The following is a 26,397-nucleotide window of genomic DNA, read 5'->3' as shown; positions in this document are numbered from 1 at the left end:
GACTTCGAGTGCGCTCGAGGTCAAGCGGGAGCGGGCGACTCAGCCGACCTCGCGGCTGAAGCCCAGGAGGGCCTCGGCGATGCGGGCGTCCGCCTCCTCGTGGCTGATGGTCGCCTCGCCGTCGCCCGCCTGCGGCCCGTACCAGCCGAAGTCGGCGTGGTTGGCGCCGTCGATCTCGACGAGGTCGGCGGAGGAGGGCAGCCGGACGCTCGCGTCGGCGACCTTCTCCGGCGTGCTGAGCCCGTCCTCCGATCCGCTGACACTGAGGACGGGGAGCCCGGAGCCCGAGAGGTCGTTCGCGCAGTAGCTGCCGAGCAGCACCAGGCCCGCCACGGCCGGGTCCTCGGCCCACTGGCAGGCCTTCACGCCGCCGAGGGAGTGGCCGCCGACGAGCCAGCGGTCGACGCCCTCGGCCTGGCTGGTGAAGGTCTCGAGCGAGCGGAGGTCGAAGAAGGCCAGGTGCAGGATCGGCCGCGTGATCACGACGGTCGCCCCGGCGTCGACCAGCGGAGCCAGGGTCGCCTCGTAGGAGGAGGCGTCGACCTTCGCTCCGGGGATGAAGACCAGGCCCGTGCCGGCCAGCTCGCCGGTCGAGGTCGGCGTCATCACGAGCGCGTCGTCCGTGCGCTGGACCGCGATCGCCGGATCGGCGCGCACGCGGGCGAGGGCGTCCTCGTCGGGGCCGCTGACGATCGAGCTCCAGGTGAGGAAGCCGAGGACCGCGACTCCGAGGACTCCGCCGATGCTCGCGAGAACGACGCGGCGGCGCCTCATCGGGCTGCCGCGATCGCGTCGGCCGCCTGCACCAGGGCGAGGTGGGAGAGGGCCTGGGGAGTGTTCCCCGCGTGCCGGCGGCCCTCGACGTCGTACTCCTCCGAGAGGAGGCCCACGTCGTTGCAGAGCCCGACGAGCCGGTCCATCAGGGTCCGCGCGTCGTCGATCCGGCCGGAGTCGGCGTACTGCCGGACGAGCCAGAAGGAGCAGGCGAGGAACGGGTGCTCGCCGCCCGCGAGGCCGTCGACCGAGGACTCGGTCCGGTAGCGGTGCAGCAGGCCGTCCTGCAGGAGCACGCGCTCCAGCTCGGCGACGGTGCCCAGCATCCGCGGGTCGTCGGCGGGGACGAAGCCGACCATCGGCAGCACGAGGAGCGACGCGTCGACCTCGGGCGAGCCGTAGGACTGCACGAAGTGGCCGCGCTCGGCGTCGAAGCCCTGGGCCTCGATCTCGGCGCGCACCTCGTCGCGGAGGCGCTCCCAGGTCTCGACCGGACCGGGCAGGCCGTTCTCGCGCACGGCGCGGACGCCCCGATCGAGCGCGGCCCAGATCATGACCCGCGAGTGCGTGAAGTGCCGCGGCTCGCCCCGGATCTCCCAGATGCCGTTGTCCGGCCGCTGCCAGTTGGTCTCGACGAAGCCCAGGAGCGCGCGCTGGAGCGGCCAGGAGAACTCCGTCTCGTCCACTCCGGCCACGCGGGCCTCGTGCAGAGCGACCATCACCTCGCCGATCACGTCCGCCTGGTACTGGTCGACGGCGGCGTTCCCGATCCGCACGGGGGAGGCGCCGTCGTAGCCGGGCAGGCTCGGCATCTCCCGCTCGGGCAGGTCGCGCTCGCCGGCGAGGCCGTACATGATCTGCACGTCCTCCGGCGCGCCCGCGACCGCGCGGAGCAGCCAGGCCCGCCACTTCTGCGCCTCCTGCTCGAACCCGTGCGCGAGCAGGGCCTGCAGGGTGAGCGAGGCGTCGCGGAGCCAGACGTAGCGGTAGTCCCAGTTGCGGGCGCCGCCGAACTGCTCCGGGAGCGAGGTGGTCGCCGCCGCGACGATGCCGCCGGTCTCGTCGTCGGTCAGGGCGCGGAGGGTCAGCAGCGAGCGGACGACGGCGTCGCGGTGCGGCCCGTCGTAGTCGATCGCCGACGCCCACTCGGACCACCAGGAGAGCGTGCGCTCCAGCGCGCGGTCGACGTCGAGGCGCTTCGGCGCCCGCTGGTGCGAGGGGAACCACGCCATCGAGAGGTCGACGACCGCGTCCGCGTCGACGTCGAACTCCGCCGCGTGGGCGTGGTCGACGGCCTTCAACCGCACTCCGCGCACCACGACCGCGTCGGGCCCGGCGACGGCGACGAGCAGCGGATCCTCGTCCGTCCCCTCCTGCCGCACCCACGGCACGGTGCGGGCGTAGTCGAAGCGGATGCGCAGCTCCTGCCGCATCCGGACGGTCCCCGACACTCCGCGCACCCGGCGCACCAGCTCGGCGCGCTCGTCGCGCAGCGGCATCACGTCGACCACCTCGACGACGCCGGTGGGCGTCGTCCACCGGGTGACCAGCGCGAGCGTGTCGCCGAGGTAGTGGCGCTCGCTCGTCGCCTCCCCGTCCACCGGCCGGAGCGACCAGCGCCCCTGGTCGTCGCCGCCGAGGAGGGCGCCGAAGACGGAGGCGGAGTCGAAGCGCGGCAGGCACAGCCAGTCGATCCCCCCGTCGCGGGAGACGAGAGCGGCCGTGCGGCAGTCGGAGAGGACGGCGTAGTCCTCGATCGGGGAGACCATGCGGCGATCCTCTCAGGTGCGGCTGTGGCCTCCCAGTCAAGGCGGAGCGGGGCTCTTCAGCGCCGCCGTAGGGTGAGCCGCATGGCACAGACCGTCTCGACCCTGCTCATCCTCGGAGCGACGGGGGACCTGTCCTCGCGGCTCCTCCTCCCCGCCGTCGGCCAGCTGCTGACCCGCGAGACCGACCGGCGGGTCCATCTCGTCGGCGCGGGACGCGAGGACTGGACCCAGGAGCACTGGCACGAGGTGCTGACCGCCTCCTTCGCCACCGTCGAGGCGCAGGGCGAGGGCGTGGACGCGCTCACCTCCGGCACGCGCTACCAGCAGGTCGACGTCACCGATCCGGAGGAGCTCGCCGCACTGCTCGCGAGCTGCGCCGGTCCGGTGGCGGTCTACTTCGCCCTCCCGCCGGCGATCGCGGCGAAGGCCTGCGAGGCGCTCGCCGCCCACGACCTGCCGGAGGGCACCGTGCTGGCGCTGGAGAAGCCGTTCGGGACCGACGAGGCGAGCGCGCACGCCCTCAACCAGCGCCTCGCCGCGCTGGTCCCCGAGGACCGCATCCACCGCGTCGACCACTTCCTCGGCCGCGCGACCGTGATGAACGTGCTCGGCCTGCGCTTCGCCAACCGGATCCTCGAGCCGCTGTGGTCGGCCGAGCACATCGAGAGCGTCGAGATCGTCTACGACGAGCAGCTGGCCCTCGAGGGGCGGGCGAGCTACTACGACGGCGCGGGCGCGCTGACCGACATGATCCAGAGCCACCTGCTGCAGGTCCTCGCGGTGATCGCGATGGAGCCGCCGTCCTCGCTCGACGCGGCCGACCTCCGGGACGCGAAGTCGATCGTCCTGCGCGCCACCCGCCTGCACGGCGACGACCCCGCCGCGAGCTCGCGCCGCGCCCGCTACACGGCGGGGACGATCGACGGACGCGAGCTGCCCGCCTACGCGGACGAGAAGGGCGTGGACCCCGCTCGCCGGACCGAGACGCTGGCCGAGCTGGTCGTCGAGATCGACACCTGGCGCTGGGCCGGCGTGCCGTTCACCCTCCGCTCCGGCAAGGCGCTCGGGGAGCGGCGGCGCGAAGTGGTCATCCGCTTCAAGCCGGTGCCGCACCTGCCCCGCGGCTTCGTCGGCACCGAGGCGCCGTCCGTGCTGCGGCTGTTCCTCGCGCCCGACCAGATGTCGCTCGAGCTGAACATCAACGGCCCCGGCGACCCGTACACGCTCGAGCGCGCCTCGCTGGAGGCGACCTTCGGCGCGGGCGAGCTGCTGGCGTACGGCGAGGTCATCTCGGGGATCCTCGACGACGACCCGTCGCTCTCGGTCCGCGGGGACGCCGCCGAGGAGTGCTGGCGCATCGTGCAGCCCGCGATCGACGCGTGGCACGCGGACCGGGTGCCGCTCGACGAGTACCCGGCGGGCAGCGAGGGACCCGGGAGCTGGCCGACGCTCTGACGGGCGGCCGGGGGAGGGGCGGCCGCGGGGGATCTCGAGACGGCGGCCGCGCCGCCTCCTCGATCAGCGGGAAGGGCGACGTCGCTCGTCGGGTCGGCCGGAGGGCGAGCCCGCCGGCCGACCGCTCGGGTCAGGAGCGGGTCGCGACGGGGGTGTCGACGGCGACGCCGGCGGGGGCCGGCTCCGCCCAGACGGCGATCGGCTTCGGCTCCCAGGTGAGGGCGGCCGGCTCCACCGGGGGAGTGGAGGCGCGCATCGCGGGGATCGCCTCGGTGACCGGGGACGACGTCCGCTCGGCGCCGGCGCGGAGCTGCTCCTCCTGGATGGCGGTGGAGAGCTCGTGGGCGAGGGAGCGCGCGAGCATCCCGTGGAAGATCGGATCGCGGTCGTCGTGGCTGCGGCGCGTGACGACCCAGGCGCCCTCGGATCCGACGAAGGCCGCGAGCCGCTCGTGGACGACGGCGAAGAGCTCGTCCTGCGTGAGGACGGGGGCCGACTCGACGACCTCGGGGGCCGCCTTGCGACGCCTCAGACGAAACCTCATGACGAACCCCGTTTCCCGTGCCGGCAGCGACTGGGAACAGTGTCCCCGCCACCGGGTCGGGAGACCGGCTGACACGCCGCCCCGCGGGGAGGCGGCGCGTCAGGAGGGCCTAGCGGTCGCGCTTCTTGCCGCGCTCCTCCTTGACGATCTCCTTCGAGTCGTAGGACACGGAGCCCAGGGCGACGGTGACCGAGATGGCCCAGCTGACCCACTGGAGGGCCAGGCGCCAGTCGCGCGGGCCCTTGCGCGTGGTCTGCAGGATCGACCAGCCGCCGACGATCGCGCTGATGACGCTGGAGTTGAGGATGAACTTGCGCATGCGTGTGCCTCCCGTGTTCACCCCGACGCTAGCGGGTGCGAAAGCTCTCAGAGGAACGCTTGACAGCACCGAGGGGTTGTCCCGCTACGGTGGACCGCCGCCGGGACCCGAATCCTCGAGCCGGGGCACGCCGAGGAGAACGGGAACGACATGCGCACGGCTGTGATCGGGGCGGTGCTCCTCGTCGTCGGGGCGGTAGCCGTCGTCACGGGGGTCCTCCCGATGGACGCGCTGGGCGAGCTGGTCGAGCGGACGGCGCCGATCCTCGGCTTCGTGGTCGCGGTGACCGTGGTCGCCGAGCTGGCCTCCGAGGCCGGCGTCTTCACCGTGGTCGCCGAGCGCTCCGCCGAGTGGGGCCGCGGGCGGACCGCGGTGCTCTGGCTGCTGGTGGTGGCGATGGCCGTCGTCAGCACGGTGTTCCTCTCGCTCGACACGACCGCCGTGCTCCTGACCCCGGTCGTGGTCCTGCTCGCGGCGCACGTGCGCGTCCCGCCCCTGCCGTTCGCGATGGCCACGGTCTGGCTGGCGAACTGCGCCTCCCTCCTCCTCCCCGTCTCGAACCTCACCAACCTGCTCGCGCAGCGGCGCCTGGGGGTCGAGGGCCCCTTCGCCTTCGCCGCGCTGACCGCGGTGCCCGCGCTCGTCGCGGCCGTCGTGCCCGTGCTGATCCTCGCGATCCGCTACCGGCGCGAGCTGGCCGGGCGCTACACCCCGGGGGAGCGGACGCCGGTGGAGGACCGGGTGCTGCTCGTCGGCGCGGGGATCGTCGTGGCGCTGCTCCTGCCGGCGCTCGTCTCGGGCCTCGAGGTGTGGATCCCGGCGACGGTCGCCGCGGTCGCGCTGATCGTCCTCTTCGCGGTGCGCCGTCCCGCGGCGCTCGCGCCCGCCCTCCTGCCGTGGCAGCTCGTCGTGTTCGCGTCGGGCCTCTTCGTGGCGATGGAGGCGGCGCACCAGCTCGGGCTGGGCGCGGCGCTCGCCGTGGTCGCGGGGGAGGGGAGCGGGACGCTCGACCTGCTGCGCCTCGCCGGCTCCGGCGCGGTCGCCTCCAACCTGGTCGACAACCTGCCCGCCTACCTCGCCCTCGAGCCCGTCGCGGCGGATCCGCTCCGCCTGGTCGCCCTGCTGATCGGCGTGAACGCCGGACCGCTGATCACCCCGTGGGCCTCGCTCGCCACCCTGCTCTGGCACCAGAGGCTGACCGCGCTGGGCGTGCACGTCTCGTGGCGCCAGTACGCGCTCCTCGGACTCGTCGCGGTCGTCCCGACGGTGGGCGGAGCGACGCTCGCCCTCGCCCTCGTGCAGGGCTGACCCCCCGTCCCCCGTGCGGGGCCGGCTGGTAGCCTCGACGGGCACGACGACGGCTCGACCGACGAAAAGGGACCACCATTCCTCCGCACTCCGCCTCCGCCTCCTCCGCCGCTGACAGGACCGACGCCGGGACCTCGGGAGGGACCGAGCGCAACGCTTTCGTGGTCGTCTCGAACCGCCTCCCCGTGGACCGCGTCGTGGCCGAGAACGGCACCGCCTCCTGGAAGACCTCACCCGGCGGGCTGGTCACCGCGCTCGAGCCGGTGATGCGCGCGAACGAGGGCGCCTGGGTCGGCTGGCCCGGCGTGGCCGATGAGGAGGTCGCCCCGTTCGTCGACAACGGCGTGCAGATCGTCCCCGTCGCCCTCAGCGCGCAGGAGCTCGAGGACTACTACGAGGGCTTCTCGAACGACACGCTCTGGCCGCTGTACCACGACGTGATCGCGCCCCCGACCTACCACCGCGACTGGTGGGACGCCTACGTGCGGGTCAACCAGCGCTTCGCCGAGGCGGCCGCGGCCGTGACGGAGGAGGACGGCGTGGTCTGGGTCCAGGACTACCAGCTCCAGCTCGTGCCCAAGATGCTGCGGGAGCTCCGGCCCGACGTCACGATCGGCTTCTTCAACCACATCCCGTTCCCGCCCTACGGGATCTTCGCGCAGCTCCCGTGGCGCCGGCAGATCGTCGAGGGCCTGCTCGGCGCCGACGTGATCGGCTTCCAGCGCCAGGGCGACGCGGGCAGCTTCCTCCGCGCGGTCCGGCGCCTGCTGGGCTACGACACCCGCAGCACGGTCGTCGAGGTCCCGGTCGAGGAGGAGGCCGTCGGCGGCACCCGCCGCGTCAACCGCTCGCGGCGCGGGGCGAGCGTGCGCCCGGTCGTCGCCCGGCACTTCCCGATCTCGATCGACTCCGCGTCGTTCGAGGCGATGGCGCGCACCCCCGAGATCCAGGCCCGCGCCGCCGAGATCCGCGCCGAGCTGGGCAACCCCGCGACGATCATGCTCGGCGTCGACCGGCTCGACTACACCAAGGGGATCGGCCACCGCCTGAAGGCCTTCGGCGAGCTCCTGGCGGACGGCCGCCTCACCTCCGAGGACGCGGTGCTGGTCCAGGTCGCGAGCCCGAGCCGCGAGCGCGTGGACACCTACCGGCAGCTGCGCGACGACATCGAGCTGCAGGTCGGCCGGATCAACGGCGACTACAGCACGCTCGGGCACCCGGCGATCAGCTACCTCCACCACGGCTACCCGCGCGAGGAGATGGTGGCGCTCTACCTCGCCGCCGACGTCATGCTCGTGACGGCGCTGCGCGACGGGATGAACCTCGTCGCGAAGGAGTACGTCGCGTCCCGCTTCGACAACGACGGCGTGCTCGTGCTGAGCGAGTTCGCCGGAGCGGCCGACGAGCTCAAGCAGGCCGTGCAGGTGAACCCGCACGACATCTCGGGGCTGAAGGACGCGATGGAGGCCTCGGCGCGGATGCCGCGCGTCGAGCGCACCCGGCGCATGCGCGCGCTCCGTCGCCGCGTGCTCGAGAACGACGTGGCGCGCTGGTCCGAGTCGTTCCTCTCCGCTCTCGCGGAGCACGCGGCCGGCCAGCAGCTCGACGTGCGGCCCGCCGCCCGCGGGCAGGAGGCGCCGCACGGCCAGGAGGCCGAGCACCGCGACGACTCGGCGCACGGACAGGCGGCCGAGCTCGAGCGGGAGGCCGCCGACGACCGCGAGCTCGACGGCGGCGCGCGATGAGCGAGGGAGTGCCCGAGCGGCTCGCGGCGGCGCTGCGGGAGCTCGCCGCGACCGATCGGCTCCTGGTGGCCCTCGACTTCGACGGCACCCTCGCGCCCGAGGTCGACGACCCCGCCCGCGCGCGGGCGCTCCCCGAGGCGCGCGAGGCCGTGCTGCGGCTCCTCGCCCTCCCCGGCACCCGGGTCGCGCTGGTCTCCGGCCGGGCGCTCGGGAGCCTGGAGGAGGTCTCGCAGCTGCCGGACGAGGCGCTGCTGGTCGGCTCCCACGGCATCGAGATCCGCCTCGACCCCGAGGAGGACGCGGTCCGGCTCGACGACGACGAGCTCGAGAAGGTGGGAGTGCTCGAGGACGTCCTGAAGGGCATCGCCCGCGGGATCGACAACGTCTGGATCGAGGACAAGCCCGCCGGCTTCGCCCTGCACACCCGCCTCGCGACCGAGCGCCACAGCCGCGTCGCCCACGTCGTCGCCCTCTCCGAGGCGCGCGCCGAGGTGCAGGGGGTCACCGTCCGCGAGGGCAAGAACGTCCTGGAGTTCTCGGTCCGCTCGACCACCAAGGGCGAGGCCGTGCAGCACCTCCGCCGCTACACCGGCGCGACCGCCGTGCTCTACGCGGGCGACGACGTGACGGACGAGGACGCCTTCGCGGTCCTCGGCTCCGGCGACGTCGGCATCAAGAGCGGCGAGGGCACCACCGCGGCCTCCTACCGGGTCCGCGGTCCCGAGCAGGTCGCGCACGCACTCCGGCTGCTCGCCGACCTGCGCGCGGAGTAGCAGCTCCCTCCCGGCGGTCAGCGCCGGCGGGTCCCAGATCGCCGACTCGCCGAGGACGGCCGTCCGCCGACGCGGGGAGCAGCCGTTCGCGACGGGTCGGAGATCCGCGGGGACGTCCGCATCCGGTGCCGCTGCCGGAGGCCGGGGCCGGGACGGGTGCGCGGGCCGGTCCGGGTCCGCCCGGCGAGCAGGGGCACCGCGCGCGAGGCGGTAGCCTCATCGCATGCCGGAAATCGATTGGAAGCCCCGCTCGCGCACCGTCACGGACGGCATCGAGGCCACGACGTCGCGCGGGATGCTGCGGGCGGTCGGGATGGGCGATGACGACTGGGAGAAGCCCCAGATCGGCATCGCGTCCTCGTGGAACGAGATCACCCCCTGCAACCTCTCGCTCGAGCGCCTCGCGCGCTCCGCGAAGGAGGGCGTGCACTCCGGCGGCGGCTACCCGCTCCAGTTCGGCACCATCTCCGTCTCGGACGGCATCTCGATGGGCCACGAGGGCATGCACTTCTCGCTCGTCTCCCGCGAGGTCATCGCCGACTCCGTCGAGACCGTGATGATGGCCGAGCGCCTGGACGGGACCGTCATGCTGGCCGGCTGCGACAAGTCGCTGCCCGGCATGCTGATGGCCGCGGCCCGCCTCGACCTCGCCGCCGTGTTCGTCTACGCCGGCTCGATCGCCCCGGGCTGGGTCAAGCTCTCGGACGGCACCGAGAAGGACATCACGATCATCGACTCCTTCGAGGCCGTCGGCGGCGTCAAGGCCGGGATCATGTCCGAGGAGGACGCCAAGCGCATCGAGTGCGCCTTCGCCCCGGGCGAGGGCTCCTGCGGCGGCATGTACACCGCCAACACCATGGCCAGCGTCGCCGAGGCGCTCGGCATGAGCCTGCCCGGCTCCGCCTCGCCCGCCGCCGCCGACCGCCGCCGCGACTACTTCGCCCGCAAGTCCGGCGAGGCCGTCGTCGAGCTGCTGCGCAACGGCACCACGGCCCGCGACATCCTCACCAAGGAGGCGTTCGAGAACGCGATCGCGGTGGCGATGGCCTTCGGCGGGTCGACCAACGTCATCCTGCACCTGCTCGCGATCGCCAACGAGGCCGAGGTCGACCTCACGATCGACGACTTCAACCGCATCGGCGACACGATCCCGCACATCGGCGACCTCAAGCCCTTCGGCAAGTACGTCATGAACGACGTCGACCGCCACGGCGGTGTCCCGGCCGTGATGAAGGCGCTCCTGGACGCCGGGCTGCTCCACGGCGACTGCCTGACGGTCACCGGGAGGACGGTCGCCGAGAACCTCGCCGCGATGGACATCGCGCCCCTGGACGGCGAGGTCATCCGCACCCTCGACAACCCGATCCACGCGACCGGCGGGCTCACCATCCTCAAGGGCTCGCTCGCCCCCGAGGGCGCGGTCGTCAAGACCGCCGGCTTCGACGCCTCCGTCTTCGAGGGTCCGGCCCGCGTGTTCGAGCGCGAGCGCGCCGCGATGGACGCTCTGACCGAGGGCCGGATCGAGAAGGGCGACGTGGTGGTCATCCGCTACGAGGGCCCCAAGGGCGGTCCCGGCATGCGCGAGATGCTCGCCATCACCGCCGCCATCAAGGGGGCCGGGCTCGGAAAAGATGTACTACTGTTGACGGACGGACGATTCTCAGGCGGCACAACCGGCCTGTGCATCGGCCACATAGCTCCCGAATCGGTGGACGCAGGTCCCATCGCATTCGTTCGCGACGGAGACCCGATTCGGGTCGACATCGCCGCTCGCTCGATCGACCTACTCGTCGACGAGTCCGAGCTCGCCGCCCGCCGAGAAGGCTGGGCCCCTCTCCCTCCGCGCTACACCCGCGGTGTCCTCGCCAAGTACGCCAAGCTCGTCCGCTCGGCAGCCGAGGGCGCCGTCACCGGGTGACCCGGCCCGCTCCGGCCGGCCGCGCACTCGCGTTCCCGGGCACTCGCCTCCGGCTCTGCCCGCCGCCGCACCACCTCCTGAAGGAATCGACACCCGCATGACTCCGGATCCGTCCGCCGTGCAGCCCGCACCGACGCCCCAGCCACCCCGACCCGCCCACGCTCCCGGGGCCGCCCCCGCGGCCGAGGTCCTCACCGGAGCGCAGGCGGTCGTCCGCTCGCTCGAGATGCTCGGGATCGAGGACGTCTTCGGCCTGCCCGGCGGCGCGATCCTCCCGGTCTACGACCCGCTGATGGACTCCTCGAAGATCCGGCACATCCTGGTCCGCCACGAGCAGGGCGCCGGCCACGCCGCCGAGGGCTACGCCTCGGCGACCGGCAAGCTCGGCGTCTGCATCGCGACCTCGGGCCCCGGAGCGACCAACCTGGTCACCGCGATCGCGGACGCCTACATGGACTCGGTTCCGATGCTCGCGATCACCGGCCAGGTGTTCTCGACGCTCATGGGGACCGACGCGTTCCAGGAGGCGGACATCGTCGGCATCACGATGCCGATCACGAAGCACTCCATCCTCGTGACGCGCCCCGAGGACATCCCCTCGGCCCTCGCCTCCGCCGCGCTGATCGCCACCACCGGCCGCCCCGGCCCCGTGCTGGTCGACATCACGAAGGACGCGCAGCAGGACCAGGCGCCGTTCCTCTGGCCGCCGAAGATCGACCTGCCCGGATACCGGCCGGTCACGAAGGCCCACGGCAAGCAGATCCAGGCCGCGGCCCAGCTGCTGGTCGAGTCGAGGAAGCCGGTGCTCTACGTGGGCGGCGGCATCATCCGCGCCCGCGCGGCCGCCGAGCTGAAGGCGTTCGCCGAGGCCTGCGGCGCTCCCGTGGTGACCACGCTGATGGCGCGCGGAGCGTTCCCGGACTCGCACGAGCAGCACCTGGGCATGCCCGGCATGCACGGCACCGTCCCCGCGGTGCTCGCGCTGCAGGAGGCGGACCTGATCCTCGCGCTGGGCTCGCGCTTCGACGACCGCGTGACCGGCAAGGCGGCGCTCTTCGCGCCCCACGCCAAGGTCGTGCACGTCGACATCGATCCGGCCGAGATCTCCAAGATCCGCACCGCCGACGTGCCGATCGTGGGCGACCTGAAGGACGTCCTCCCGGACCTCACCGACGCGTTCGCCAAGGCCTCCGCCGACGGCCGCGCCGACACCTCCGAGTGGTGGAGCTACCTCAAGGGCCTGCAGACGGAGTTCCCGCTCGGCTACACCGAGCCGAACGACGGCCTGCTCTCACCGCAGTACGTCATCAAGCGCATCGGCGAGATCACCGGCCCCGAGGGCGTCTTCGCCTCCGGCGTCGGCCAGCACCAGATGTGGGCGGCGCAGTTCATCAAGTACGAGCGCCCCAACTCGTGGCTGAACTCCGGCGGCGCCGGCACCATGGGCTACTCCGTGCCCGCGGCGATGGGCGCCAAGGTCGGCGAGCCCGAGCGCACCGTGTGGGCGATCGACGGCGACGGCTGCTTCCAGATGACCAATCAGGAGCTCGCCACCTGCACGATCAACGACATCCCGATCAAGGTCGCGGTGATCAACAACTCCTCGCTCGGCATGGTGCGCCAGTGGCAGACCCTGTTCTACGAGGGCCGCTACTCCAACACCGACCTCAACACGGGTCACGACACCGTCCGGGTGCCCGACTTCGTGAAGCTCGCCGACGCCTACGGCGCGCTCGGCATCCGCGTCACGAAGCCGGAGGAGATCGACGACGCCATCCGCCTCGCCATCGCCACCAACGACCGGCCCGTGGTGATCGACTTCGTCGTCAGCCGCGACTCCATGGTCTGGCCGATGGTCCCGCAGGGCGTCTCCAACAGCTACGTCCAGTACGCCCGAGACCACAGCCCGACCTGGGACGACGAGGAGTAGACCCGCATGACGCACCACGTTCTCTCCCTGCTCGTCGAGGACAAGCCGGGACTGCTCACCCGTGTCGCCGGGCTGTTCGCCCGCCGCGGCTTCAACATCGAGTCGCTGGCGGTCGGTCCGACCGAGCTGGCCGGGCTCTCGCGCATCACGGTCGCCGTGGACGTCGAGGACCTGCCGCTCGAGCAGGTCACGAAGCAGCTCAACAAGCTCGTCAACGTGATCAAGATCGTCGAGCTCGACACCGACCAGTCGGTCCAGCGCGAGCACCTGCTCGTCAAGGTCCGCGTCGACAACGTCACGCGCTCGCAGGTGCTCGAGGCCGTCACGCTCTTCCGCGCCCGCGTGGTCGACGTCGCGACCGACGCCCTGGTGATCGAGGTCACCGGCGACACCGGCAAGACCAATGCGTTCCTGCGGGTGATCGAGCCCTACGGCATCAAGGAGATCGCGCAGTCGGGCCTGCTCGCCATCGGGCGCGGCTCCAAGTCGATCACCGAGCGCGTCTTCAAGAACTGACCGCGAACTCTCCACTACAGAAAAGGACTCACCACGTGACCGAGCTCATCTACGACGCCGACGCCGACCTCTCCATCATCCAGTCCAAGAAGGTCGCGATCGTCGGCTACGGCTCGCAGGGCCACGCGCACGCGCAGAACCTCCGCGACTCCGGCGTCCAGGTCGTCATCGCGCTGAAGGAGGGGTCGAAGTCGACCGCCAAGGCCGAGGACGACGGCTTCGAGGTCAAGAGCGTCGCCGACGCCGCGGCCTGGGCCGACCTGATCATGATCCTCGCGCCGGACCAGCACCAGCGCGCGATCTACAGCGAGCAGATCGCCTCCGCGCTGACCGAGGGCAAGACCCTCGCCTTCGCGCACGGCTTCAACATCCGCTTCGGCTACATCGAGGCGCCCGCGGGCGTCGACGTCATCCTCATCGCGCCGAAGGCCCCCGGCCACACCGTGCGCCGCGAGTTCGTCGCCGGCCGCGGCATCCCGGACATCATCGCCGTCGAGAACGACGCGACCGGCACCGCCTGGGAGACCGCGAAGTCCTACGCGAAGGCCATCGGCGGCACCCGCGCCGGCGTCATCAAGACCACCTTCACCGAGGAGACCGAGACCGACCTGTTCGGCGAGCAGGCCGTGCTCTGCGGCGGCACCTCGCAGCTCGTCCAGTACGGCTTCGAGACCCTCGTCGAGGCCGGCTACCAGCCCGAGATCGCCTACTTCGAGGTGCTGCACGAGCTCAAGCTCATCGTCGACCTCATGTGGGAGGGCGGCATCGCCAAGCAGCGCTGGAGCGTCTCCGACACCGCCGAGTACGGCGACTACGTCTCCGGCCCGCGCGTCATCGACCCGCGCGTGAAGGAGAACATGAAGGCCGTCCTCGGCGACATCCAGAGCGGCGCCTTCGCGAAGCGCTTCATCGGCGACCAGGACGCGGGCGGACCCGAGTTCCAGGAGCTGCGCGCGAAGGGCGAGAAGCACCCGATCGAGGAGACCGGCCGCGAGCTGCGCAAGCTCTTCGCCTGGAAGCAGACCGACGAGGACTACACCGACGGCAGCGTCGCGCGCTAGCCGCACCGCGTCGACCGGGGGAGCCCCGGCCCGACGAGGGACCCGTCCACCGGGATCCCCTCGCCGGGCCGGGGCTCCTCCGCGTCCGGGGCGCGCCTACCGCTCGAGCTCGCGGACGAGACGGCGGAGACCGCCCTTCGGCGGGACGAGGACGGGGCCCGGCCACCGGGGCGAGAGGTGGTCGCCGAGCGTCACCCGGCGCAGCTTGCGGCCGACGAGGGGGAGGACCCAGTCGGCCGCCCAGCGGCGCTGCTCGCGCAGCCGTGCTCGGAGGCGGAGCGGCTCGGGAGCGTCCCAGGGCCCGGTCGAGATCGTGTGCGGCACGCCGAGCGTGTCGAGCACGCGGCCGGCCAGGACGCGGTGCCCGCGCTTGGAGAGGTGCATCCGGTCGGGCGACCAGAGCACGGGGGAGTGGAACTCCCGCATCGCCCAGTAGTCGACGAGGATCGCGCCCCGCTCGCGGGCGATCCGGCGGACGGCGCTGTTGTAGAGGTGGTTGCGGCGCAGGAACATCCGCGGGGCGGGCAGTCCCGGGATGTCGACGCCGGTGAAGAGCACGAGGGAGGCGCCGGTGGTCGCGAGCGCGTCGACGAGCGCCTCGTAGCGGGTGATCAGATCGACGGTGTCGGTGCCGAGGTCGAGGATGTCGTTGCCGCCGGCGTACAGCGTGATCAGGGTGGGGCGGAGCGCGAGGGCGGGCGCGAGCTGGTCCTCGGTGATCTGGGCGAGGCGCTTCGAGCGGACGGCGAGGTTCGCGTACTCCCAGCCCGGCTCAGCCTTCGCCAGGCGCTCGGCGACGCGGTCGGCCCAGCCGCGCACCCCGTTCGGCAGGCGCGGGTGCGGGTCGCCGACCCCCTCCGTGAAGGAGTCGCCGAGGGCGACGAAGCGGCGGCGGCGGTCGTCCATCCGCTCAGCCTCGCCCCCGGGGGAGGACGCGGGGTGTCCGCCGGGTGTCGGGGAGGCGGCGGCGGGCTCCGAGCCTCCTGCGAGGTGCGCGCGGCTAGGGTGTTGCGGTGATCGATGGTGGACCGGGCCGCTCCCCGGAGGACGACGACGCGGCGACCCCGCCGGTGGACCGCGGGCCGGACGCCGGCCCGGAGGAAGACGCCGACGACGAGGCCCTGGAGTGGGCGGGCGAGGGCGCGGACCCGACGCTCGCCGCGGGGACGGCGCGCGTGCGCCGGACGCCCCGCACGGTCGCGGGGGCGGGCCCGGCGGACGACGGCTCGGACGACGACGACTCCGAGGACGAGGACCCCGACGACGAGGCCGCGTCCTCGTCCGCTCTGCTGATCGCCGCGGGCATCGCGGCCGGCCTCTACCTCCTGTACGCCATCGCCTGGGCGATCACGGCGACGCGGCAGTCGCCGGTCGCCGCGGCCGGCTTCGCGGGCGATGCGCTCGGCGGCGCCCTCTACTCGCTCGGGCTCTGGCTGGCGGTCCTGGCGCCGCCGGTGTGGTTCGCCGTGGCGCTCCTCGCCACCCGCGACGCCCGGGTGCGCATCCGCGTGCTCTGGCTGGTCGCCGGACTCGTCCTCCTCGCTCCGCTGCCGTTCCTGAAGGGGGCCTGATGACCGACTCGACCCGGGCCACCCTCGGCGGGACCGGCCGGCGCGACCGGACCGGCCGTCGCCTGGCCGCCTCCGTCCTCGTCGCCGTGGTGTTCGCGCTCTTCTTCGCCTGGGACGTCTGGGAGGCGGTCGGCAACCTGATCGGCCTGAGCAGCTACGCGGCCTCCCTCGGCACCGACCTGAACCCGACGGGCTGGGCGGTGCTCCTGCTCGGCCTGGTGCTGCCGGTCGCCTGCTTCGTCGCCGCCGTCCTGCTCGGGCGCCGCCGGGGGCTCCCGGCGCGCATCGGACTGCTCGCGGCGGCCCTCTGCCTCTCGGCGGCGCTCTCGCTCGACGTGCAGCTCGTCCTCGGCGTCGAGAGCCTGGTCTCGCTGAGCTGACCGGCGGCGTCACACGGCGCGGGGCGCGCGCACCCCTCCGCTACAGTGACGGGGGGCTGCCGACGCCCCCGCCTCGGTGCCCGCTCCGTCCCCTCTCCGAAGGAAGCGCCTCTCGTGACAAAGCCGGTCGTCCTGATCGCCGAAGAACTCTCGCCCGCCACCGTGGACGCGCTCGGTCCCGACTTCGAGATCCGCTCCGTGGACGGCACCGACCGCCCGGCGCTGCTCGAGGCCCTCGCCACGGCGCACGCGATCCTGGTGCGCTCCGCGACGCAGGTCGACGCGGAGGCGATCGCCGCGGCCCCCTCGCTCCAGGTGATCGCCCGCGCCGGTGTGGGCCTGGACAACGTCGACATCACCGCCGCGACCGCCGCGGGCGTCATGGTCGTGAACGCGCCGACCTCGAACATCATCTCGGCCGCCGAGCTCACCGTCGGCCACATCCTGAGCCTCGCCCGCCACATCCCCGCCGCGCACAGCGCGCTCGCGCAGGGCCTCTGGAAGCGCTCGAAGTACACGGGCGTCGAGCTCTACGAGAAGACCGTCGGCATCATCGGCCTCGGCCGCATCGGCGCGCTGATCACCGCGCGCCTGCAGGCCTTCGGCGTGAACGTCGTCGCCTACGACCCCTACGTGACCAGCGCCCGCGCGCAGCAGCTCGGCGTCACGCTCCTCTCCCTGGAGGAGCTGCTGGCCGAGAGCGACTTCATCACGATCCACATGCCGAGGACCCCCGAGACGACGGGCATGATCTCGGACGATCAGCTGGCGCTGATGAAGCCGTCGGCGTTCATCGTGAACGTGGCCCGCGGCGGCCTCATCGACGAGGACGCGCTGCACCGCGCGCTCGTCGCGAAGACCATCGCCGGCGCCGGACTCGACGTGTTCGTCAAGGAGCCGCCGACCGGATCGCCGCTGCTCGCCCTCGAGAACGTGGTCGTCACTCCGCACCTCGGGGCCTCGACCGACGAGGCGCAGGAGAAGGCCGGCGTCTCGGTCGCCCGCTCGGTGCGCCTCGCGCTCTCGGGCGAGCTCGTGCCGGACGCCGTGAACGTCGCCGGCGGCGTGATCGACGAGTACGTGCGCCCCGGCATCCCGCTGGTCGAGAAGCTCGGCCAGGTCTTCTCGGGCCTCGCGGACTCGCCGGTCACCTCCATCGACGTCGAGGTGCGCGGCGAGCTGGCCGGCTACGACGTGAAGGTCCTCAAGCTGGCGGCCCTCAAGGGCGTGTTCACCAACGTGGTCTCGGAGACGGTGTCCTACGTCAACGCGCCGGTGCTCGCGGAGCAGCGCGGCATCGAGGTGCGCCTGATCACGGAGCCGGTCTCGGACGAGTACCGCAACGTGATCACGCTGCGCGGCGCGCTCTCGGACGGCTCGCAGATCTCGGTCTCGGGCACGCTGACCGGCACCAAGCAGGTCGAGAAGATCGTGGCGATCAACGGCTACGACGTCGAGGTCCCCCTCGCGAAGCACCTCGTCGTCATGAGCTACGTCGACCGCCCCGGGATCGTCGCGGTCTACGGCCGCGAGTTCGGCGACGCCGCGGTCAACATCGCGGGCATGCAGATCGCGCGCACCGAGGCGGGCGGCAAGGCGCTCTCGGTGATCACCATCGACTCCCCCGCCCCGGACGGCCTGCTCGAGAAGGTCCGCGTCGCGATCGACGCCGACCTCATGCAGGAGATCGACATCACTGAGCAGTGAGCACGCGGCGGTTCGCTCAGGTCGACGTCTTCGGCGCCGCGCCGTTCCGGGGCAACCCGGTGGCGGTCGTCATCGACGGCGACGGCGTGGGCGACGCCGCGATGGCGGAGTTCGCGCGCTGGACGAACCTCTCCGAGACGACCTTCCTCCTCCGCCCGAGCGACCCCGCGGCCGACTACCGGCTGCGGATCTTCACGCCGGGCGGGGAGCTGCCCTTCGCCGGGCACCCGACCCTCGGAAGCGCGCACGCCTGGCTCGCGGCCGGAGGGACGGCCCGCGCGGCGGGGGAGCTCGTGCAGGAGTGCGCCGCGGGTCTCGTCCGACTGCGGGTGACGGAGGAGGGCATCGCCTTCGCCGCCCCGCCCCGCCGGCGGACCGGACCGGTCGACGAGGCGACGCTCGAGCGGGTGGCCGCGGCTCTGCGGATCCCGCGCGCGGAGATCCTCGACCACGAGTGGGTCGACAACGGTCCCGGCTGGCTGGCCGTGCGGCTCGCGTCGGCGGAGCAGGTCCTCGCACTGCGGCCGGACCAGGCTCTCCTCGCCGGGCTCCCCGTCGGCGTCGTGGGCGAGCATCCGGCGGGAGGCGAGTGCGCGGTCGAGGTGCGGGCGTTCATCCCCGACGCCGGTGTGTCCGAGGATCCGGTGACGGGGAGCCTCAACGCGGGGATCGCCCAGTGGCTGATCGGCAGCGGCGTGCTGCCCGAGCGCTACACGGCCGCTCAGGGGGCGGCGCTGGGCCGAGCCGGGCGCGTGCGCGTCGAGAGCACGGACGGCGCGATCTGGATCGGCGGCGCGACGGTGACCCTGATCGACGGCGTCGTCGAGCTGTAGCGGGTCCGCCGGGGCGGCGCGGTTCAGCTCCCGAGGAGGCGCTGGACGACCGCGAGGACGTCCTCGGCCTCGCCGCGCGACGGCGAGCCCGTGGGGAGCAGGGCGGAGTTGTAGTAGAGCCCGTCGCTCATCAGGACGATCGCCCGGGCGACGAGCGGGTCGCCCACGGCGTCGGCGACCACCTCGTTCCAGCTGTCGTGGATCCGCGCGAGGCCGCCGCTGGCGCGCTCGTCGTGCCCCTGCGCGATGCGCGACACGGCGAGGATCGTGCGGTCGAAGGCCGAGTCGGCGGCGAAGGAGGTGCGCAGCAGGTAGGCGACCACGCCCTCGGGAGCGGCGAGGCTCTGCGCGACGTCCGCCTCCCGCCGCGCGTCGAGGCGCTGCAGGAGCCCGTCGACGAGGGCGTCCTTCGAGGGGAAGTGGTAGAGCAGCCCGCCCTTGGAGACTCCGGCCTCGCGGGCGACGGCGTCGAGGGTCGCGGCGCGCTCGCCCTGCTCGATGAGGAGATGCTCGAACGCGTCGAGGACGCGGTCGCGGGCGGGGGCAGGAGGCACGGCGACCATCCTACGGCGGATCAGTGGCGACTGTACCGGCTGGACGGTATACTCTCTCCGTTCTCCTCTGAAAGGTCGTCCCCGTGTCCGCGCGCACCGCTCCCGTCTCCACCCACGACACCGCCGGCGCCGCCGACCGGGTCGGGCGACGCGCCTGGGTGGCGCTCGCGGTGCTGATGCTCCCGGTGCTGCTGGTCTCGGTCGACAACACGGTGCTGAACTTCGCGCTCCCCTCGATCGCCGAGGATCTGGGCCCCTCCGGCACCGAGCTGCTGTGGATCGTCGACGCCTACCCGCTGGTGCTCGCGGGCCTGCTGGTGGCGATGGGCAGCCTCGGCGACCGCGTCGGGCGGCGGCGCCTCCTGCTGGTCGGCGCGGTCGGCTTCGCCGCCGTCTCGGTCGTGGCCGCGTTCGCTCCCACCGCCGCGGCGCTCATCGGCGCCCGCGCGGCACTGGGCTTCTTCGGCGCGATGCTGATGCCCTCGACGCTCTCGCTCCTGCGCAGCGTCTTCCCCGACCGCGACCAGCGCCGCCTCGCGATCGCGATCTGGGCGACCGGCTTCGCCGTGGGCTCGGGCATCGGCCCGCTGGTCGGCGGCGTGCTGCTCGAGCACTTCCCCTGGGGGTCGGTGTTCCTGCTCGCGGTGCCCGTGCTGCTCCCGCTGGTCGTCCTGGTGCCGATCCTGGTGCCGGAGTCGCGCGACCCGCAGCCCGGCCCGGACGACGTGGTCAGCATCCTGCTGTCGCTGGCGACCATGGCGCCGGTCGTCTACGCGGTGAAGTCCTTCGCCGAGCACGGGATCGACGTGGTCGGCGTCGCGGCGCTCGTCGTGGGCGTCGTCTCGGGAGTTCTGTTCGTCCGCCGCCAGCAGCGCCGGGCCTCGCCGATGCTCGATCTCTCGCTCTTCCGCCGCGGCTCGTTCAGTGCGGCGATCGTGGTCAACCTCCTCAGCGTCACCGCGCTGGTCGGCGGGCTCTTCTTCCTCTCGCAGCACCTGCAGCTCGTGGTCGGGCTCTCGCCCCTGGAGGCGGGCCTCGTGCTCGTGCCGGGCCTCGCCGTGATGATCCTGGCCGGGCTCGGCGTGGTGCCGATCGCGCGCCGCGTCGCTCCGCGCCTCGTCGTCCCGGCCGGACTGCTGGTCTCGGCCGTCGGGTACATCCTGCTGGCCCTCGGCAGCGGGGCGCCCGGAGGAGCGTCCGCGCTCACCGTCGCCGTCGCCTTCGCGTTCCTCGGCCTGGGAATCGGTGCGGCCGAGACGGTGTCGAACGAGCTGATCCTGGCCAACGCGCCCGCCGACAAGGCCGGTGCGGCCTCCGCCGTCTCCGAGACCGCCTACGAGCTCGGTGCCGTCCTCGGCACCGCGACGCTCGGCACGGTCCTCACCGCCGTGTACCGCGGGGGAGTCGTGCTGCCCGAGGGCCTCGACGCCGCGCAGGCGCAGCGGGCCGGGGAGACCCTCGGCGGCGCCGTCTCGGTCGCCGGCGAGCTGCCCGCCGACTCCGCCGCGAGCCTCGTCGCGTCGGCGAGCGCGGCGTTCGACTCGGGCGTCGGCTGGTCGGCCTGGCTCGGTGTCGTCCTCGTGCTGGCCGCCGCCGCGGTCGGCGCCTGGCGACTCCGCCGGAGCTGACGCTCCTCCTCTCCTCCCGAGGGAGGCCGCCCGGGACGCGCAGCGCCTCCCCGGCGGCCCTCGCCAGCCCGACGGGGGGCGCGTGCCCCGGACCGCGGCGCGGGCGGGCCGCGAGTACGCTGGGGGGACTCCGACCCCGTACGCCTGAGGACCGCCATGCCCCGCACCGTGAAGCTCGCCGTCATCCCCGGAGACGGGATCGGGCCCGAGGTGACCGCCGAGGCCGTCAAGGTCCTCGACGCCGTCACCGCCGACTCCGACCTGGTGCTCGAGACGACCACCTTCTCGCTCGGCGCCGCCCGCTACCTCGAGACCGGCGACGTCCTCACCGACGAGGACCTCGCGGCGATCGCGGGGCACGACGCGATCCTCCTGGGCGCCGTCGGCGGAGCACCGGGCGACCCGCGCCTCCGGGACGCGAACATCGAGCGCGGGCTGCTCCTGCGGCTGCGCTTCGAGCTCGACCACTACGTCAACCTGCGGCCCACCCGTCTCTACGCGGGCGTCCCCTCGCCGCTCGCGGCTCCCGGCGAGGTCGACTTCGTGGTCGTCCGCGAGGGCACGGAGGGGCCCTACGTCGGCACCGGCGGCTCGATCCGGCAGGGCACCCCGCACGAGGTCGCCAACGAGGTGTCGGTCAACACCGCCTACGGGGTCGAGCGCGTCGTCCGACACGCGTTCGAGCTCGCCCGCACGCGTCGCTCCCGGCTGACGCTCGTCCACAAGACGAACGTCCTCGTCTTCTCCGGCTCGCTCTGGAAGCGGATCGTCGACGAGGTGGGGGCCGCCTTCGAGGACGTGGCCGTCGACTACCTCCACGTGGACGCCGCCACGATCTTCCTCGTGACCGACCCTGCTAGGTTCGACGTCATCGTCACCGACAACCTCTTCGGCGACATCCTGACCGATCTGGCCGGCGCGATCAGCGGCGGCATCGGACTCGCGGCCTCGGGCAACATCAACCCCGACGGCGCGTTCCCCAGCATGTTCGAGCCGGTCCACGGATCCGCGCCCGACATCGCCGGACGGCAGCTCGCCGACCCGACCGCCGCGATCCTCTCGGCCGCGATGCTGCTGGACCACCTCGGCCGGAGCGACGAGGCCGCCCGCGTCACCGCGGCCGTGACCGCCGACATCGAGTCGCGCGACGGCACCCCGCGCTCCACGGCCGCGATCGGCGACTCCGTCGTCGCCCGCCTCCGCTGATCCCCCGCAGAAGGACACCACCACGATGAGCACCGACTCCGCCCCCGCCGACCTCGCCTTCGAGGTGACCGCCGCCCCCGCGCCCCGCTCCGCCGAGGAGCGCGCCCGGATCCTCGCGAACCCCGGCTTCGGCATGCACTTCACCGACCACATGGTCGGCCTCCGCTGGACCCGCACGGACGGCTGGCACAGCGCCCGCGTCGAGCCCTACGGCCCGCTCGCGCTCGACCCCGCCGCCGCCGTCCTGCACTACGCGCAGGAGATCTTCGAGGGGATGAAGGCCTACCGCCACGAGGACGGCTCCGTCTGGACCTTCCGCCCGGAGGCGAACGCGCGCCGCCTGCAGCGCTCGGCCCGCCGCCTCGCGCTGCCGGAGCTCCCGACGGACCTCTTCGTCGAGTCGCTGCGGCAGCTGATCGCGGTCGACGGCGACTGGGTCCCCTCGGAGCCGGAGACCAGCCTCTACCTGCGCCCGTTCATGTTCGCGCAGGAGGCGTTCCTCGGCGTGCGCGCGGCCGAGGACGTCGGCTACTACGTGATCGCCAGCCCCGCCGGCGCCTACTTCTCGGGCGGGGTCGCCCCCGTGTCGATCTGGCTCTCCACCTCCTACGCCCGGGCGGGCAAGGGCGGCACGGGAGCGGCGAAGACGGGCGGCAACTACGCCTCCTCCCTCCTTCCGCAGCAGGAGGCCTACAGCCACGGCTGCGCGCAGGTCCTCTTCCTCGACTCGCAGGAGTCGCAGTGGATCGAGGAGCTCGGCGGCATGAACGTGGTGCTGGTGAAGAAGGACGGCACGCTGGTCACCCCGGAATCGGACTCGATCCTCGAGGGCATCACGCGCGACAGCGTCCTGCAGCTCGCCGAGGACCGCGGCCACCGCGTCGAGCGGCGCCGCGTGAGCATCGACGAGTGGCGCGACGGGGTGGCCTCCGGCGACGTGGTCGAGGTGTTCGCCTGCGGGACCGCCGCCGTGATCACCCCGATCGCCGAGCTCAAGGGCGAGGGCTTCTCCTACGGCCGCGAGGGCGCGCCCGCCGGGGAGCTCACGATGTCGCTCCGCGAGGAGCTGACCGGCATCCAGTACGGACGCCGCGAGGACACGCACGGATGGATGACGAGGCTGGACGCATGAAGATCGCACGATTCGCCACGCAGCGCGACGGGGACAACGGGGGAGCGATCCACTTCGGGATCGTGGACGAGGACGACCTGGTCGTGCTCGCCGGCGACCCGATGTTCGCCGGGTTCGACACCACGGGGGAGCGCATCCCGATCGCGGAGGCGAAGCTCCTCGCGCCGGTGATCCCGCGCTCCAAGGTCGTCGGCATCGGGAAGAACTACGCCGACCACGCGGCCGAGATGGGCGGCGACGCCCCGGCGGAGCCGCTGGTGTTCCTCAAGCCGAACACGTCGGTCATCGGCCCGGACGAGGCGATCGTCCTCCCCGAGGACAGCCAGCAGGTGGAGTTCGAGGGCGAGCTGGCGATCGTGATCGGCGCCGTGGCCCGCAACGTCCGCGCGGAGGACTACGAGGACGTGGTCTTCGGGTACACGATCGCCAACGACGTCACCGCGCGCGACCTCCAGCGCTCCGACGGCCAGTGGGCGCGGGCGAAGGGCTACGACACCTTCTGCCCGCTCGGTCCGGTCATCGAGACCGAGTTCGTCTGGAACGAGAGCGCGATCGAGACGCGCGTCAACGGGCGCGTGCAGCAGTCGGGCAGCACCGGCGACATGATCCACGGGGTGCCCGAGCTCGTGGCCTACGTCTCGCGCATCTTCACGCTGCTCCCCGGGGACGTGATCCTCACCGGGACGCCCGCCGGCGTCGGGCCGATCGCGAACGGCGACACCGTCGCGGTGGACGTCGAGGGCATCGGCACGCTGTTCAACCCGGTGGTCGTCCGGCGCTGAGCCCGGGCCCTCCTCCGCGGAGGGACGAGCGCCTCCGGCCCGCGCGGATCCTCGGATCCGGCGGGCCGGACACGTCCGAGCGGGACGTCAGTCGGCGCTCGCCGGGTCGCTGCCGACCGCGCCCTCGGTCTCGTCCGGCAGGTCGGCGTCGCCGGAGACGGTGTCCCCTCCGCTGTCGCCGTCGGTCACGGCGTCCGTGACACCGCGGTCGATCGCGGTGCCCCCGGGAGCGGCCCCCGCGGCGGAGGCGTCGGGCGCGTCCTCGCCGGGCAGCACCGTCTGCGCGCCGCCGGTGTTCGGAACGGCGTCGCCGCCGGATCCGGGAAGGTCCTCGTTCACGTTCTGGTCGGCCATGTCGGCTCCTCTCGTCGGGGCTCCAGCCCAGCAGGCGACGGGCCCCTCCGCAGGACGTTGACAGCGCGGGGACGAGGGGGCAGAGGCGGGCCGCGAGGCCGGGCGACGCGCCTTCACCGTGCTCCCCGGCGCTGTCAAGCGGACTGCCTCCGGGGCCGTCTGGTCGTAGCGTCGAGCTATGAACTCCTCCCGCACCGACTCTGTCAGCCGCATCGCCCGGGAGGACTTCGGCTGGTCGTCGCTGCTCCCCGGTCAGCGCGAGGCGATCGAGTCGGCGGCCTCCGGGCGCGACACGCTGCTGGTGCTGGCGACGGGCGGCGGCAAGTCCGCGGTCTACCAGATCGCCGGAGCCGAGCGCGGCGGCGTCGTCCTGGTCGTCTCCCCGCTCGTCGCCCTGCAGGCCGACCAGCTCGCCGCGATCGAGGCGGCTCCGGCGGCCCCGCCCGCCGTCGCGATCAACTCCTCCCAGGGCGCCGCGGCCGTCGCCCGCGCCTGGGATCGGATCGACGAGGGCGGCCCGCTCTACGTGCTCCTGGCGCCCGAGCAGCTCGCCAAGCCCGAGAACGTGGCGCGCCTGGCGGCCGCGGGAGTGTCGCTCCTGGTCGTCGACGAGGCGCACTGCGTCTCCTCCTGGGGCCACGACTTCCGCCCCGACTACCTCCGCCTGGCCGATGTGCGCGGCGAGCTCGGCGACCCGCCGGTGCTCGCGATGACCGCCACCGCCTCCGGGCCGGTGCGCGACGAGATCATCGAGCGCCTCCGGATGACCGACCCCGAGATCCAGGTGCACGGCGTCGACCGTCCGGAGATCCGGCTGGTGGTGCACCGCCACGAGAGCGAGAACGAGAAGCGCGCCGCCGTGGTCGAGGAGGCGCGCAGCTGGACGGCTCCGGGCCTGGTCTACGTCGCCACCCGCAAGGAGACGGAGGCCTACGCGGCCGACATCGCGGCGGAGGGGCGCCGGGTCGCGGCGTACCACGCCGGACTCAAGGTGTCCGAGCGCAAGGTCGTGCACGAGCAGTGGCGCGCCGGCGAGCTCGACGTCGTCGTCGCGACCTCGGCCTTCGGGATGGGCATCGACCGGGCCGACGTCCGCTTCGTGCTGCACGCGACGACCACCGAGTCGCTCGACGCGTACTACCAGGAGATCGGCCGCGCGGGCCGCGACGGCGAGCCGGCGACGGGCGCTCTGCACTACCGCGCCGAGGACCTCGGTCTCCGCCGCTTCTTCGCCAAGCGCTCGGTCGACAAGGCCGCGCTGCGCGTGATCTGGGCGGCCGTCTCGGAGCAGCCGGGGCTCGACTCCGCGGCTCTCGCGAGGGAGCTGGGGAAGCCGGCCCGCACGATCGCCCGGATCGTCAACGATCTCGCGGACGCGGGGCTGGTGGAGACCGGGTCCGGTCTGCGCGCGACGCGCGAGGCCTCGGGTGACGAGGCCGTGCACGCGGTGAAGGAGGCTCTGGCCTCCCGCGAGCGGATCGCGGAGTCGCGCCTGTCGATGATGCGCGCGTACGCGGAGACCAGCCAGTGCCGCCGCCGGGTCCTGCTGGACTACTTCGGCGTGGAGTCGGCCGAATGGTGCGGCAACTGCGACGGCTGCGAGCGGCACGAGGCGAGCGGCGAGACCGTGGAGGCGCCCGTGGACGCACCTCTGAGCGTCGACGAGTCGGTGGAGCACCGCGAGTGGGGCGCCGGCACCGTGATGAGCGTGGAGGCCGACCGGGCGACGATCTTCTTCGAGTCCGAGGGCTACAAGGTGCTGTCGTTCCAGGCGCTCGAGTCCGGCGTCCTGCGCGAGCGCGAGCACGCCTCCGCCTGACCTCGGCTCTCCGCGCCGGCCGATCGCCGATCGCGGGACGCCGCTCCGGCACGGCAGGCACGGCGTGCCGTGTACCGGAGCGGCGTCCCGCGGAGGGTGATCAGACCTTCGAGACGGCCGAGCTCACGTCGGTGGGCTTCTCGTAGTCGCCGTCCGGGATCGCACGGAGGGCCTCGAGGACGTCGCCGTCCGCGCCCTCCTTCTCGGCGGTCTCGACGATCGTGTCCTTCGAGGCGGGGTAGTCGATGCCCGACAGGTACTTCTGGATCTGGATCGGGTTGGGTGCGTCCATCGTGCTGTCCTTTCGTCGCCTTGCTGA

Annotated in this window: 25 protein-coding genes; 17 read left to right on the top strand and 8 right to left on the bottom strand. The window is 73.0% G+C overall.

The window, feature by feature from the left end:
• Positions 1–39: 39 nt before the first annotated feature.
• Positions 40–774 (bottom strand): alpha/beta hydrolase, encoded by a 735-nt coding sequence (locus GTU71_RS06965; protein ID WP_159939547.1) that lies wholly within the window; start codon positions 772–774, stop codon positions 40–42.
• Positions 771–2,543: a glycoside hydrolase family 15 protein gene (locus GTU71_RS06960; RefSeq protein WP_104328552.1), complete on the bottom strand. Its 1,773-nt coding sequence runs from the start codon at positions 2,541–2,543 to the stop codon at positions 771–773. Before GTU71_RS06960 ends, GTU71_RS06965 begins: the two co-directional genes overlap by 4 nt.
• 81 nt (positions 2,544–2,624) lie before the next feature.
• Between GTU71_RS06960 and GTU71_RS06955 the strand changes: the two genes are divergently transcribed.
• Positions 2,625–3,998, top strand: coding sequence for a glucose-6-phosphate dehydrogenase (locus tag GTU71_RS06955; RefSeq protein WP_208543617.1), 1,374 nt, complete (start codon positions 2,625–2,627; stop codon positions 3,996–3,998).
• A 130-nt stretch (positions 3,999–4,128) separates the two neighbouring features.
• Here GTU71_RS06955 and GTU71_RS06950 read toward each other — a convergent pair whose 3' ends face one another.
• Positions 4,129–4,542, bottom strand: a complete 414-nt coding sequence (locus tag GTU71_RS06950; protein ID WP_159939545.1) for a hypothetical protein — start codon at positions 4,540–4,542, stop codon at positions 4,129–4,131.
• Between the two features lie 109 nt (positions 4,543–4,651).
• Positions 4,652–4,861, bottom strand: coding sequence for a hypothetical protein (locus GTU71_RS06945; RefSeq protein ID WP_104223546.1), 210 nt, complete (start codon positions 4,859–4,861; stop codon positions 4,652–4,654).
• Between the two features lie 150 nt (positions 4,862–5,011).
• Between GTU71_RS06945 and GTU71_RS06940 the strand changes: the two genes are divergently transcribed.
• The 7 genes from GTU71_RS06940 to ilvC all read left to right on the top strand — a co-directional run bounded on the left by GTU71_RS06940 (position 5,012) and on the right by ilvC (position 14,112).
• Positions 5,012–6,169 carry an SLC13 family permease gene (locus GTU71_RS06940; protein WP_159939544.1) on the top strand — a complete coding sequence of 386 codons (1,158 nt, stop codon included), beginning with the start codon at positions 5,012–5,014 and terminating at the stop codon, positions 6,167–6,169.
• 161 nt (positions 6,170–6,330) lie between these two features.
• Positions 6,331–7,914 carry a trehalose-6-phosphate synthase gene (locus tag GTU71_RS06935; protein ID WP_159939543.1) on the top strand — a complete coding sequence of 528 codons (1,584 nt, stop codon included), beginning with the start codon at positions 6,331–6,333 and terminating at the stop codon, positions 7,912–7,914.
• Positions 7,911–8,687: a trehalose-phosphatase gene (otsB, locus tag GTU71_RS06930; protein ID WP_104250141.1), complete on the top strand. Its 777-nt coding sequence runs from the start codon at positions 7,911–7,913 to the stop codon at positions 8,685–8,687. Before GTU71_RS06935 ends, otsB begins: the two co-directional genes overlap by 4 nt.
• A gap of 223 nt (positions 8,688–8,910) precedes the next feature.
• Positions 8,911–10,605, top strand: coding sequence for a dihydroxy-acid dehydratase (gene ilvD / locus GTU71_RS06925; RefSeq protein ID WP_104233215.1), 1,695 nt, complete (start codon positions 8,911–8,913; stop codon positions 10,603–10,605).
• 97 nt (positions 10,606–10,702) lie between these two features.
• A complete protein-coding gene (locus GTU71_RS06920) occupies positions 10,703–12,535 on the top strand; it encodes an acetolactate synthase large subunit (RefSeq protein ID WP_104283817.1) in 1,833 nt (610 codons plus the stop codon).
• 6 nt (positions 12,536–12,541) lie between these two features.
• The gene (ilvN, locus tag GTU71_RS06915) at positions 12,542–13,051 is read left to right on the top strand and encodes an acetolactate synthase small subunit (protein WP_104223540.1); all 510 of its coding nucleotides are present in this window, start codon (positions 12,542–12,544) and stop codon (positions 13,049–13,051) included.
• A 35-nt stretch (positions 13,052–13,086) separates the two neighbouring features.
• Positions 13,087–14,112: a ketol-acid reductoisomerase gene (ilvC, locus tag GTU71_RS06910; protein WP_104223539.1), complete on the top strand. Its 1,026-nt coding sequence runs from the start codon at positions 13,087–13,089 to the stop codon at positions 14,110–14,112.
• A 96-nt stretch (positions 14,113–14,208) separates the two neighbouring features.
• Here ilvC and GTU71_RS06905 read toward each other — a convergent pair whose 3' ends face one another.
• Positions 14,209–15,018, bottom strand: a complete 810-nt coding sequence (locus GTU71_RS06905) for an SGNH/GDSL hydrolase family protein (protein WP_159939542.1) — start codon at positions 15,016–15,018, stop codon at positions 14,209–14,211.
• 107 nt (positions 15,019–15,125) lie between these two features.
• Here GTU71_RS06905 and GTU71_RS06900 point away from each other — a divergent pair, with 107 nt between their 5' ends.
• The 4 genes from GTU71_RS06900 to GTU71_RS06885 all read left to right on the top strand — a co-directional run bounded on the left by GTU71_RS06900 (position 15,126) and on the right by GTU71_RS06885 (position 18,603).
• Positions 15,126–15,683 carry a hypothetical protein gene (locus GTU71_RS06900; protein ID WP_159939541.1) on the top strand — a complete coding sequence of 186 codons (558 nt, stop codon included), beginning with the start codon at positions 15,126–15,128 and terminating at the stop codon, positions 15,681–15,683.
• Positions 15,683–16,063, top strand: a complete 381-nt coding sequence (locus GTU71_RS06895) for a hypothetical protein (protein ID WP_159939540.1) — start codon at positions 15,683–15,685, stop codon at positions 16,061–16,063. Before GTU71_RS06900 ends, GTU71_RS06895 begins: the two co-directional genes overlap by 1 nt.
• A 114-nt stretch (positions 16,064–16,177) precedes the next feature.
• On the top strand, positions 16,178–17,770 hold the full coding sequence (serA, locus tag GTU71_RS06890; protein ID WP_104223535.1) for a phosphoglycerate dehydrogenase: 1,593 nt from the start codon (positions 16,178–16,180) through the stop codon (positions 17,768–17,770).
• Positions 17,767–18,603, top strand: a complete 837-nt coding sequence (locus tag GTU71_RS06885; RefSeq protein WP_159939539.1) for a PhzF family phenazine biosynthesis protein — start codon at positions 17,767–17,769, stop codon at positions 18,601–18,603. The genes serA and GTU71_RS06885 overlap by 4 nt, the downstream gene beginning before the upstream one ends.
• 23 nt (positions 18,604–18,626) lie before the next feature.
• On the opposite strand, the gene GTU71_RS06880 is transcribed toward GTU71_RS06885, so the two are convergent.
• Positions 18,627–19,166, bottom strand: a complete 540-nt coding sequence (locus GTU71_RS06880) for a TetR/AcrR family transcriptional regulator (RefSeq protein ID WP_167305250.1) — start codon at positions 19,164–19,166, stop codon at positions 18,627–18,629.
• A 74-nt stretch (positions 19,167–19,240) separates the two neighbouring features.
• Here GTU71_RS06880 and GTU71_RS06875 point away from each other — a divergent pair, with 74 nt between their 5' ends.
• From GTU71_RS06875 to GTU71_RS06860, 4 genes are all read left to right on the top strand, one after another.
• Positions 19,241–20,785, top strand: a complete 1,545-nt coding sequence (locus GTU71_RS06875) for an MFS transporter (protein WP_244230653.1) — start codon at positions 19,241–19,243, stop codon at positions 20,783–20,785.
• A gap of 156 nt (positions 20,786–20,941) precedes the next feature.
• Positions 20,942–21,991, top strand: coding sequence for a 3-isopropylmalate dehydrogenase (locus GTU71_RS06870; protein WP_104223533.1), 1,050 nt, complete (start codon positions 20,942–20,944; stop codon positions 21,989–21,991).
• Between the two features lie 25 nt (positions 21,992–22,016).
• Positions 22,017–23,123, top strand: a complete 1,107-nt coding sequence (locus GTU71_RS06865; RefSeq protein WP_159939537.1) for a branched-chain amino acid aminotransferase — start codon at positions 22,017–22,019, stop codon at positions 23,121–23,123.
• Positions 23,120–23,905 carry a fumarylacetoacetate hydrolase family protein gene (locus GTU71_RS06860; protein WP_104233223.1) on the top strand — a complete coding sequence of 262 codons (786 nt, stop codon included), beginning with the start codon at positions 23,120–23,122 and terminating at the stop codon, positions 23,903–23,905. Before GTU71_RS06865 ends, GTU71_RS06860 begins: the two co-directional genes overlap by 4 nt.
• An 87-nt stretch (positions 23,906–23,992) precedes the next feature.
• Here GTU71_RS06860 and GTU71_RS06855 read toward each other — a convergent pair whose 3' ends face one another.
• Positions 23,993–24,259, bottom strand: a complete 267-nt coding sequence (locus GTU71_RS06855) for a hypothetical protein (RefSeq protein ID WP_159939536.1) — start codon at positions 24,257–24,259, stop codon at positions 23,993–23,995.
• Positions 24,260–24,437: 178 nt separating this feature from the next.
• Here GTU71_RS06855 and GTU71_RS06850 point away from each other — a divergent pair, with 178 nt between their 5' ends.
• Positions 24,438–26,078: a RecQ family ATP-dependent DNA helicase gene (locus GTU71_RS06850; RefSeq protein WP_104274356.1), complete on the top strand. Its 1,641-nt coding sequence runs from the start codon at positions 24,438–24,440 to the stop codon at positions 26,076–26,078.
• A gap of 100 nt (positions 26,079–26,178) precedes the next feature.
• Here the strand turns inward: GTU71_RS06850 and GTU71_RS06845 are convergent, their stop codons facing one another.
• A complete protein-coding gene (locus GTU71_RS06845) occupies positions 26,179–26,370 on the bottom strand; it encodes a DUF2795 domain-containing protein (RefSeq protein WP_104223528.1) in 192 nt (63 codons plus the stop codon).
• Positions 26,371–26,397 lie beyond the last annotated feature (27 nt).

The sequence above is a fragment of the Rathayibacter sp. VKM Ac-2762 genome (assembly GCF_009866585.1).
Classification (GTDB): Bacteria; Actinomycetota; Actinomycetes; order Actinomycetales; family Microbacteriaceae; genus Rathayibacter.
Note: the sequence above shows the minus strand (reverse complement) of the source record. Positions and strands in the feature narration are given on the sequence as shown.